This window comes from Ruminiclostridium cellobioparum subsp. termitidis CT1112, from assembly GCF_000350485.1.
Lineage (GTDB): Bacteria > Bacillota > Clostridia > Acetivibrionales > DSM-1351 > Ruminiclostridium > Ruminiclostridium termitidis.
In genome coordinates this window covers 1-10,374 of record NZ_AORV01000034.1, presented here as the reverse complement: position 1 = coordinate 10,374, position 10,374 = coordinate 1, and the positions used below count along the sequence as shown (strand labels likewise).

Sequence of the window (10,374 nt, the reverse complement as noted above, 5' to 3'; positions counted from 1 at the left end):
GCATAACCCTTAACAAGTATCATGATATATTTTCTAAAATAATAAATTTATGATACCCCAATATAAAGGATTTATATGTACGCGAGTACAGCTTTGGGACAATGATTGCACGGTTAAAAGCAACTGCCGTATTTGTTGGTGAGGTACAGGCAAGTATGGCCGGCAAAGCGGCAGGACGCCGCTTTGAGCCCAAGAGACACACGAGGTGGCTTGTTGGGCGACGGCTTTACGCCTGTGACGAGCCTTACAAATACGAGCTGTTGCTTTGGGTGCAATTCATTGGCCCAAAACTGTACGGGAGTACATAAATATAATTTTTCTACAGGTATCATAAATTTTTATTCTATGAATTCTATGATACTTATGGAAATTTATTTGCATGTGTCTGCACTGCTTTGAAGAATTTACTTAAATTTCCTTATTGACAAAATTTTATAACCGAGTTAATCTATTATTAATTAAATATCTGCCCTTTAAACCGTTGAAGTGGAGATAACGGTGTTGGAATTTTAAATATTCCGGACGTGCACTTACAGAGAGCGGGGGAAGCTGAGAGCCCCGCAGAACGCAGTACATCAAATGGACCACTGAGGGCGCAGTCAAATGAAGAACTTATTCTTCAAAGTATTCTGCGACGCAGCACATGCGTTATATGTGGGAAATATGCTGGTATTTCTGTAAAGCGTGTAAGGTTTATTTAACTTACAAAACAAGGTGGCACCGCGGGTGAATTATCATACACTCGTCCTTGACTTATATTTCAGTCATGGGCGGGTGTTTTTATTTGCATCAGTGTTGCCGCAGCGTTGGTTGCTGCCTTAACAGCAATTAACCAGGTCAAGTTAAATAAATTTTATAAAGGAGTGGTAGAATGTATAAACCAGGTCTGGAAGAGGCAAGGAATTTATCTGAAGGCTATACCGTAATACCGGTCAGCCGCGAAATTTTTGCCGATATCAAAACCCCTATTGCAGTATTGCAGAATATCAAAGCCATAAGCAGCCGGTATTACCTGCTGGAAAGCGTCGAGAGCGGCGAAAAATGGGGCCGTTACTCATTTCTGGGTTTCAATCCTGTTGTAGAATTAAAATGCAAGGACGGTTTGCTGGAGATTAAAGGCTATACGACAGTAAATATTGAAACAAATGATCCAAACAGCTATATCAGAGAAATATTAAAGGAGTATAAAAGTCCGAAACTTGACTTTCTGCCCCCATTCACCGGCGGTTTCGTAGGTTATTTTGCCTATGACTATATTAAATACAGTGAATCTGTTCTGAAGCTGGACGGAATTGACGATGCCAGATTCAATGATGTGGATCTAATGCTGTTTGACCGGGTTATTGCCTTTGATCACTTCAGGCAGAAGATCATCCTTATGATAAATATTAAAACAGATAACCTTGAGGCCAATTATGCAGAGGCTGTAAATGAACTGGACAATATGACGGCTTTGATCAAAGCCTCGGTGCCTGCCTCTTCCTCCCCTTCAGGACTGAGGTCACCCTTCAGGTCTGTATTCAGCAAGGAAGAATACTGTGGGATTGTAAATAAAGTCAAATCACATATCTTTGAGGGTGACATTTTTCAGGCAGTCCCTTCAAACAGGAGATATGCCCGATTTGAAGGAAGTATTTTTGACGCATACAGAGTTCTCAGAACCACAAATCCTTCCCCATATATGTTCTTTTTGAAATTTGACGAGCTTGAAATAGCAGGCACATCTCCAGAGACTCTTATCAGGCTTCAGAATGGAAATTTATCCACCTTTCCCATTGCAGGTACCAAGCCCAGAGGAAAATGCGACTCTGAGGATGCTCAAATCATTGAGGAACTTCTCAGTGATGAAAAGGAGCTGGCAGAACATAATATGCTGGTGGATCTGGGGCGCAATGACCTTGGACGTATAAGCGAATTCGGAACTGTGGAGGTCAGGGATCATCTCAGCATAAGGAAATTCTCACATGTAATTCATATAGAATCAAAGGTGGTAGGAAAACTCCGCAAGGATCTGGATCAGCTGGACGCAATAACAGCTCTGCTTCCGGCAGGAACCCTGTCAGGGGCTCCCAAGATACGCGCCTGCCAGATAATAAATGAGGTGGAAGGACACAAAAGGGGAATATATGGCGGAGCCATAGGATACATTGATTTTACCGGAAACATGGATACCTGCATAGCCATCCGTTTTGCCGTACTGAAGGATAATACGGTATATGTCCAGTCAGGCGGCGGTGTTGTGGCTGACAGTGTACCCGAAACGGAATTTACCGAGACGGCAAACAAGGCCCAGGCAATCATCAATGCGCTTGAGCTGTCGGGAAAGGAGCTGGACTGATGATTTTATTGATTGATAACTATGATAGCTTTTCCTACAACCTGTATCAGCTTGTGGGAGTCCTAAATAACGATATAAAGGTAATAAGGAATGATGAGCTCACCATTCAGGAAATTGAAGAGCTTAAGCCCTCCCATATAATTCTTTCCCCGGGACCGGGGCGGCCCGGGGATGCGGGTATATGTGAAGATGTTATTCGCCATTTCACGGGAAAGGTTCCCATTCTGGGCGTCTGCCTGGGACACCAGGCCATCTGCGAGGTATTCGGAGCAACGGTATCCTATGCCAAAGAGCTTATGCACGGCAAAAAAAGTTCAATTCACATAGCAAACGGCAGTGAACTTTTCAAAAGCCTCCCTCCCATCATCGAAGGAGCCAGATACCACTCACTTGCCATGGTCCGGCAGACACTTCCCGACCAACTGCTGATAATAGCCGAAGACTCCTCAGGTGAGGTTATGGGAGTCAAGCACAGAGATACCGATGTTTATGGAGTTCAGTTCCATCCTGAATCCATATTGACCCCAAGAGGTAAAACAATACTTGAGAATTTTCTTAATATGGGCATTTCGGACAGGAGGTTTGCATTATGATTCAGGAAGCTATATATCAGGTGATAAACAAACAGGATTTAAGTCTTGACCAGACAAAAACCGTTATGGAAGAAATAATGGAGGGGCGCGCCACAAATGCTCAAATCGGCTCCTTCCTCACCGCAATGCGCATGAAAGGGGAAACAATTGAGGAAATCACGGCCTGCGCCACTGTTATGAGGGATAAATGTACAAAAATACAACCTGACAAGGATGTTCTGGATATAGTGGGAACGGGCGGGGACGAAGCCAATACCTTCAACATTTCCACTGTTTCCTCCTTTGTCGTGTCGGCAGGCGGTGTTCCGGTGGCCAAACACGGAAACAGGTCGGTGTCCAGCAAATGCGGAAGTGCCGACCTGCTGGAGGCACTGGGAATAAATATTGCCCTGACGGCAGAACAGAGCGCCGATATACTTGACAGGATAGGGATATGCTTTATGTTTGCTCCCACCTACCATGCCTCAATGAAATACGCCGCACCGGTCCGCAAGGAATTATCGGTCAGAACTATTTTCAACATACTGGGGCCGCTGGCAAATCCCGCCGGAGCAAACATGCAGCTGCTGGGAGTTTATGATGAAAATCTCGTGGAGCCGCTGGCCAGAGTGCTTGCAAACCTTGGGGTAAAACGTGCCATGGTAGTCCACGGTCATGACGGGCTTGATGAAGTGACCCTCTGTGACACAACCACCATCTGTGAGGTCAATAACGGCAAGCTGAACAGTTTTTTTCTCAGTCCCGAACAGCTTGGACTTGAAAGGTGCCGATCAACAGATCTGGTAGGCGGCGATCCCACGGAAAACGCAGGGATAGCTCTGGATATCCTCAATGGAGCCAAAAACCCCAAAAGGGATGTTGTTGTTCTGAATTCGGCACTGTGCCTTTACATGTCCCATAACCAGATAACATTGAGGGAATGCGTGAAGATGGCGGAGGAACTGATTGATTCGGGAAGAGCCCGTGCCCGGATGGAAAATTTCATTGAACTGTCCAATTCTTTTAAGCACTAATATGGAGGTCCTCAAATGATACTTGATAAAATAGTAGCTGAAACCCGCATAAGAATAGAGGAATTAAAAGCAGTAAAATCTTATGCAGCAGTAAAACAGGAAGCCCTGGCAATCCCGGTCAATTCCCCTTTTTCCTTTGAAAATGCCTTGAAAACAGATGACATGTCTTTTATTTGCGAGGTAAAAAAAGCCTCTCCTTCCAAAGGCATAATTTCAGAGCATTTTCCTTACCTTGAGGTTGCCCGGGAATATGAACGTGCCGGCGCCGCCGCAATCTCGGTGCTGACTGAGCCCGCTTTCTTCCTTGGCAGCGATGTGTATCTGAAGGAAATAAATCAGGAGGTAAAGCTCCCTGTGCTCAGGAAGGACTTCACTATTGACCCGTACCAGATATATGAAGCAAAACTGCTGGGCGCCGATGCAGTGCTGCTGATATGCGCCATACTGGATACCGGAACAGTCAGGGAATATATTAAAACAGCTGACCTGCTGGGTCTTTCCTGCCTTGTGGAGGCGCATGACGAAAAGGAGCTGAGCAGTGCGTTGGAAGCCGGAGCAAGGCTTATCGGTGTAAATAACCGTAACCTGAAAACTTTTGAGGTTGATTTAAACAACAGTGTCAGGCTGAGAAAGCTTGTGCCCGAGGATAGGATATTTGTATCCGAAAGCGGCATAAAAACTCCCGGTGACATATCACTGCTTGGAAAGAACGGTACAAATGCCGTGCTTATAGGCGAAACCCTGATGAAAAGCGGTAATATATCAGAGGAACTCAAGCAGTTAAAAGCCGGAATTCACCAGGAGGGCATATGAACGAAACTAAAATCAAGATATGCGGCTTAAGCCGGATACAGGATATTGAATATGTTAATGAGTCAATTCCCGACTTTATCGGCTTTGTTTTTGCAAAAAGCCGCAGGCAGGTGGAACCTGAAGCCGCAGAAAAGCTTAAGGCTGCACTGGACAGAGGCATCAAAACCGTTGGCGTTTTCGTAAATGAGGATACAGCTTTGATACGAGGTCTGTGCAAAGACGGAATAATCGAGTATATTCAGCTTCACGGCGATGAAGACAATGAATATATTGCCAAACTGAAAACACAGCTTGAAAAGGCCGGCTGTTCAAAACCCATAATAAAAGCCGTCCGGGTGAAAAATACCGAGACTTTGAATACGGCCGGACAGTTTGACACCGATTTTCTGCTGCTGGACACCTTTGCCGGCAAGGAGTACGGAGGCACTGGAAAAACCTTTGACTGGAATCTTGCAAACAGCATCAGCAGACCATTTTTTCTGGCCGGAGGCCTGCAGTATGATAATGTACTTGAAGCGGTAAAAACGGCCCGGCCCTTTTGTGTTGACATAAGCAGTGGTGTTGAAACCAACGGCTTTAAGGACGGGGTTAAGATCAAAGATATTGTAAAACTTATAAGGAGTGTGAAATAAATGCTAAAAGGAAGATATGGCAAGCACGGAGGACAATACGTGCCCGAAATACTTATGAATTCGCTGATTGAACTTGAAGAAAGCTATAATTTCTATAAAAACGATTACAATTTCAATCAGGAACTGAAAACCCTTTTGAAGGAATATGCAGGAAGGCCTTCCCTTCTCTACTATGCGCGAAAAATGACCAGAGATCTCGGGGGAGCAAAAATCTACCTCAAGCGTGAGGATCTGAACCATACCGGTTCCCACAAAATAAACAATGTTTTGGGTCAGGTACTGCTTGCAAAGAAAATGGGAAAAAAACGTGTTATAGCCGAAACCGGAGCAGGCCAGCACGGTGTTGCAACTGCTACCGCAGCCGCACTGATGGGGCTGGAATGTGAAATATTCATGGGCCTGGAGGATACAAAACGCCAGGTGCTCAACGTGTTCAGGATGGAACTTCTGGGTGCAAAAGTCCATCCTGTTACCAGCGGGACACAGACACTCAAAGATGCGGTAAATGAAACTCTGAGGGAATGGGCAAGCCGGGTCGATGACACCTATTGTGTCATGGGCTCTGTAATGGGGGCCCACCCGTTTCCAAAGATAGTAAGGGATTTCCAGAGTGTCATCGGCAAGGAGGTCAAGGAGCAATTGATGGAAAAGGAAGGCAGGCTTCCCGATGCCGCCATAGCATGTGTGGGCGGCGGAAGCAATGCCATGGGACTTTTCTATGATTTTATCAATGACAATTCCGTTCAATTGATTGGCTGTGAAGCCGCGGGAAAGGGTATTGACACCGACCTGCATGCCGCGACCATTGCCAAAGGGCAGCTAGGCATTTTCCATGGAATGAAGTCATATTTTTGCCAGGATGAACATGGACAGATCGCACCTGTTTACTCCATCTCCGCAGGACTGGATTATCCGGGCATAGGCCCCGAACATGCCTATCTGCATGATATAAACCGTGCGAAATACGTACCGGTAACCGACGTTGAAGCGGTTAATGCTTTTGAGTATTTATCAAAAACCGAAGGCATCATTCCGGCAATAGAAAGTGCACATGCCGTGGCCTATGCCATGAAACTGGCACCGGAGATGGCCAATGATCGGATAATCGTTGTGTGCCTTTCGGGCCGCGGTGATAAAGATGTGGCGGCAATCGCCAGGTATATGGGGGTGGATATTAATGAGTAAAATCAAGAATGCTTTTGATCACGGCAAAGCCTTTATCGGGTTCCTCACAGCAGGTGACCCTTCTCTGGATAAAACAAAAGAGTTCATACTTTCAATGGCAGATGCAGGCGCCGACCTGATAGAAATAGGGATACCGTTTTCAGACCCCATTGCTGAGGGAGAGGTCATTCAAAAAGCAAATTTACGTGCACTTTCAGCCGGAACAAATCTGCCGAAGATATTTGAGATGGTAAAGGAAGTAAGGATGAAAACAAAAATCCCACTGGTATTTCTAACCTACCTCAATCCCGTATTTACTTACGGCTATGATCACTTTTTCAAGGATTGCAGCGAAACCGGGGTCGACGGCGTTATAATACCTGATCTCCCCTATGAAGAAAAAGGTGAACTCCAACCCTTCAGCGATAAATACAAGGTGGATATTATTTCACTGATTGCACCTACCTCCGAAGCACGCATAGCTCAAATAGCCTCAGGGGCAAAAGGTTTTGTCTATTGTGTTTCCTCAATGGGTGTAACAGGTGTGAGACAGGAGATAAAAACCGATATCCCCTCAATTGTCAAAGCCATCCGCTCGGCAACCAATACTCCTGTGGCTGTGGGCTTCGGAATATCAACTCCTCAGCAGGCTTTGGAAATAGGCCAATTCTCGGATGGTATTATAGTAGGAAGTGCTATTGTAAAGCTGATTGAAGAGCACCGTGAAGCATCTGCCAGGCCTTTGGCAGATTACGTGAAGAAAATGAAGCAATCTATCAGCGTATAGTCTCTGCGGAGTTGACATAGCACCAGCCGGACGGTTATAGGATAGAAGCTATAACATCTGGCTGGTTTTGCCATCTTTAAAGCAGTTCTATATTCTTTCTTTCTTTTACATGCTTCATGGCATTTCTGGTATCAAATATAAATCTGGAATTCTCTTGAATAAAATCATAGTCAAAGCTTCGATGACTGGTAATGACCAGAACCAAATCCGTTTTCTGCAGAATATCCCTTGTCAGCCGGATACTTGTATACTTTTTACCTCCGTGAGAGAATCCCGGAATATGAGGGTCGGAGTATTGTATTTCGGCCCCTTCCTCCTCCAGTAATTCAATAACCTTAAGTGCCGGACTTTCCCTGTAATCTGCCACATCCGGCTTGTAGGCCACACCCAGCACCAGAACCCCAGATCCATTCAGAGGTTTCCTGAATCTGTTCATTATCCTGTAAATACGTTCAACAACATATTGAGGCATGTATTGATTTATTTCTCCCGACAGCTCGATCAATCTGGTATGATAGTCAAATTCCCTGGCTTTCCAGGTAAGATAAAAAGGATCCAGCGGAATGCAGTGGCCTCCGATGCCGGGACCAGGATAGAAAGCCTGAAAACCGTAAGGCTTTGTTCTGGCGGCATCAATAACTTCCCATATATTTATCTTCATCTGTTCGCAAATGATAGCCATTTCATTTATCAAAGCAATATTTATATTTCTGTAGGTATTTTCAAGCAGCTTTTCCATTTCCGCAACGGCAGGACTTGAGACTTCAAAAACTCCGCCTTCAATAACATTCCTGTACAGAGCCGAAGCTGTTTCAGTGCTGTCCTTACCTATGCCTCCAACCACCTTGGGAGTATTTCTTGTTTTGTACGTATTGTTCCCGGGATCAACCCGTTCAGGAGAGAATGCAAGAAAAAAGTCCCTGTCACATATAAGCTTTGATTTTTCTTCCAGAACAGGCCGGAGCAGTTCTTCGGTCGTGCCCGGATATGTGGTGCTTTCAAGCACCACAAGTGTATCTTTCTGAAGATACCTGCCTATTTCAACAACGGCGGACCTTATAAAACTCAAGTCGGGCTGCTTGTTTAAATCCAGCGGCGTAGGCACACATATAACTATACAGTCAACTTTACTTATGAGACTGAAATCAGCTACAGCCAGAAGTCTCCCCTTCTGCACAACGTCTGCCAGTTCCGCGTCTTTAACATCACCTATATAATTTTTGCCGGCATTCACCTTATCAATTATTTTAGCATTAACATCTATACCAATGACCGTATACCCTGCTTTTGCAATTTCCACCGCCAATGGCAGACCAACATACCCCAGTCCGACTACACTTACGACAGCAGTCCTGTTTTCTATTTTGTTCAGAAGGTCTGTTTTCATGTTAATCCCCCCACCTGAGTGCCGATGTACATTAGCGGTATGGGACATCCGGATACGTACCCCGCCGGGCAATAACGTTTTAGATGTTACGTACCAATGTGTACCTGCACCAATAAAATCTCAAAGCAATATTTTTTTGCTATTTCAACAATACGTTCAAAATATCCTTAATCATCTCTATTTGTTTATCAATTGTATAATTATTTTCAATGAAAGCCCTGTATTCCTCTGAAGTGTAATTCCTGTCAGTAACCATATCTACAGCTTCCCCGATAGTATTCCAGACATATTTATCAGGATAGATCCCTTTCGCTCCGGCGAAATTATGAATGACAGGCTTTATACCCTTGGCCATCGCCTGCATTACACTCATATTCTGTGATTCCAAAACACTGGAGCATATTATATAGTCCTTATCTTCCAGCCATTTGTCAATATCAGACTGCCAACCCTCAAAAAAGAAATTGTTCTCAAGACCAAACTCCTTGAGCATCTGGTTGAAATATAGCCTATACCTGGGATCCTGATATATTCCCGCTATATAAAGCCGGTATCTGTTATCTGCATCGTAAATTGACTTAAAAGCATGCAGGAGGAGCATAGGGCCTTTTTTGTAGTTTATATATCCCACATAAGCAACTTTAAATCCCGGACTTCTTTGTCTGTAGGTTAAGTTGACAAGGTTTACTCCGTTTGGAATGACTGCAGTAATTTCCTTTTTGATTTTAAAATTCTCAGTGACATATTTCTGAATATCATTGGAAACAAAAATAAGTTTGTCAACATTACACCAGTTGACCCTTGACGGGTAATATGTAAAGGCTTCATAACTGTGCAATCTGCATATAATCTTCCTTTGACCTGCCAATCCGAGTTTGCTGCCATAGGCAATCAGATCATCACACCATTCAAACCAGCTGATATCAGACCATTCCATCCATTGGTCCATAAGTTTATAATCCTGCGCTGATGCTACTGTAACTAATTTTGTTTCAAATTGATCAGTCAGCTTATTTAAAATATCACTAATAAATTTATTATCACCTTTTGAGAAAAAGACAATTTTAGCTTTATCCTTATCCTGTCCCATGCATTTCTCCCGAGCTTCCTCGTAACCTCCATGAGCCTTATGCGGCCATAAATAGTTATGAAATTTGTCATTCCTCTATAATAAATACATCTTTTTTATATATATGACCGGGAACTCCATAACGTCACATTTTGCGGAGCTAATCTTTACACAAGTTACCAAACAGGGAACTCGTTCATATAATGTTTACATAGTAACCTATATATTTAGCAGCATGAACAACTCTAAACTTTTCAGGAGGTGAAATTTTAAAATGGCTGAATTAATCGTAAACGGTGGCTTTGAGACAGGCTCATTTCCTCCCTGGCTTGTAGACAATGCAAGTATCACTTCCCTGTATAAGCACTCCGGAAACTTTTCCGCACTGCTTCAAAGTGGTATCTCCGTGATATATCAGATTGTTGAAGGAAATTTCAGCAGCAGCTGCAGTTTTTCCGTATATCTTGGAAAAATAGGAGCCTTGCCCAATCCGCTTACAACAATCACTATTTCATATTTTAATGCTTCTTTTAGCTTTCTTGGTCTGGGTTTGATAATAAGTATACCGCCAAACACCC

At 44.0% G+C, this 10,374-nt stretch carries 10 protein-coding genes; 8 read left to right on the top strand and 2 right to left on the bottom strand.

All coding sequences use genetic code 11. The features are described 5' to 3' along the window. The first annotated feature begins 871 nt into the window (after positions 1 to 871). From trpE to trpA, 7 genes are read left to right on the top strand one after another with little or no spacing between them, the layout of a single operon-like run. Positions 872 to 2,338, top strand: coding sequence for an anthranilate synthase component I (gene trpE, locus CTER_RS12735; protein WP_004625902.1), 1,467 nt, complete (start codon positions 872 to 874; stop codon positions 2,336 to 2,338). After that, a complete protein-coding gene (locus tag CTER_RS12730) occupies positions 2,338 to 2,931 on the top strand; it encodes an anthranilate synthase component II (RefSeq protein WP_004625894.1) in 594 nt (197 codons plus the stop codon). The genes trpE and CTER_RS12730 overlap by 1 nt, the downstream gene beginning before the upstream one ends. Further along, positions 2,928 to 3,944: an anthranilate phosphoribosyltransferase gene (gene trpD / locus CTER_RS12725; RefSeq protein WP_004625897.1), complete on the top strand. Its 1,017-nt coding sequence runs from the start codon at positions 2,928 to 2,930 to the stop codon at positions 3,942 to 3,944. The genes CTER_RS12730 and trpD overlap by 4 nt, the downstream gene beginning before the upstream one ends. Before the next feature lie 15 nt (positions 3,945 to 3,959). Continuing rightward, positions 3,960 to 4,757 carry an indole-3-glycerol phosphate synthase TrpC gene (gene trpC, locus CTER_RS12720; protein ID WP_004625895.1) on the top strand — a complete coding sequence of 266 codons (798 nt, stop codon included), beginning with the start codon at positions 3,960 to 3,962 and terminating at the stop codon, positions 4,755 to 4,757. Beyond that, positions 4,754 to 5,389 carry a phosphoribosylanthranilate isomerase gene (locus tag CTER_RS12715; protein ID WP_004625901.1) on the top strand — a complete coding sequence of 212 codons (636 nt, stop codon included), beginning with the start codon at positions 4,754 to 4,756 and terminating at the stop codon, positions 5,387 to 5,389. Before trpC ends, CTER_RS12715 begins: the two co-directional genes overlap by 4 nt. After that, complete coding sequence (gene trpB, locus CTER_RS12710) at positions 5,390 to 6,574, top strand: tryptophan synthase subunit beta (protein ID WP_004625900.1); 1,185 nt, start codon at positions 5,390 to 5,392, stop codon at positions 6,572 to 6,574. Next, positions 6,567 to 7,340, top strand: coding sequence for a tryptophan synthase subunit alpha (gene trpA, locus CTER_RS12705; RefSeq protein ID WP_004625896.1), 774 nt, complete (start codon positions 6,567 to 6,569; stop codon positions 7,338 to 7,340). Before trpB ends, trpA begins: the two co-directional genes overlap by 8 nt. A 76-nt stretch (positions 7,341 to 7,416) precedes the next feature. On the opposite strand, the gene CTER_RS12700 is transcribed toward trpA, so the two are convergent. Together CTER_RS12700 and CTER_RS12695 are read right to left on the bottom strand one after the other, a co-directional pair. Beyond that, positions 7,417 to 8,727 (bottom strand): nucleotide sugar dehydrogenase, encoded by a 1,311-nt coding sequence (locus tag CTER_RS12700; RefSeq protein WP_004625898.1) that lies wholly within the window; start codon positions 8,725 to 8,727, stop codon positions 7,417 to 7,419. A 139-nt stretch (positions 8,728 to 8,866) separates the two neighbouring features. Continuing rightward, a complete protein-coding gene (locus tag CTER_RS12695; protein WP_004625903.1) occupies positions 8,867 to 9,817 on the bottom strand; it encodes a glycosyltransferase in 951 nt (316 codons plus the stop codon). A gap of 253 nt (positions 9,818 to 10,070) precedes the next feature. Between CTER_RS12695 and CTER_RS12690 the strand changes: the two genes are divergently transcribed. Continuing rightward, on the top strand, positions 10,071 to 10,374 hold a 304-nt coding region (locus CTER_RS12690), incomplete at its 3' end, for an NTTRR-F1 domain (RefSeq protein ID WP_004625899.1).

Bases quoted from the DNA above. Each gene is read 5' to 3' on its own strand.
- trpE (WP_004625902.1), top strand. From the start codon at position 872: ATGTATAAACCAGGTCTGGAAGAGGCAAGGAATTTATCTGAAGGCTAT.
- CTER_RS12730 (WP_004625894.1), top strand. From the start codon at position 2,338: ATGATTTTATTGATTGATAACTATGATAGCTTTTCCTACAACCTGTAT.
- trpD (WP_004625897.1), top strand. From the start codon at position 2,928: ATGATTCAGGAAGCTATATATCAGGTGATAAACAAACAGGATTTAAGT.
- trpC (WP_004625895.1), top strand. From the start codon at position 3,960: ATGATACTTGATAAAATAGTAGCTGAAACCCGCATAAGAATAGAGGAA.
- CTER_RS12715 (WP_004625901.1), top strand. From the start codon at position 4,754: ATGAACGAAACTAAAATCAAGATATGCGGCTTAAGCCGGATACAGGAT.
- trpB (WP_004625900.1), top strand. From the start codon at position 5,390: ATGCTAAAAGGAAGATATGGCAAGCACGGAGGACAATACGTGCCCGAA.
- trpA (WP_004625896.1), top strand. From the start codon at position 6,567: ATGAGTAAAATCAAGAATGCTTTTGATCACGGCAAAGCCTTTATCGGG.
- CTER_RS12700 (WP_004625898.1), bottom strand. From the start codon at position 8,727: ATGAAAACAGACCTTCTGAACAAAATAGAAAACAGGACTGCTGTCGTA.
- CTER_RS12695 (WP_004625903.1), bottom strand. From the start codon at position 9,817: ATGGGACAGGATAAGGATAAAGCTAAAATTGTCTTTTTCTCAAAAGGT.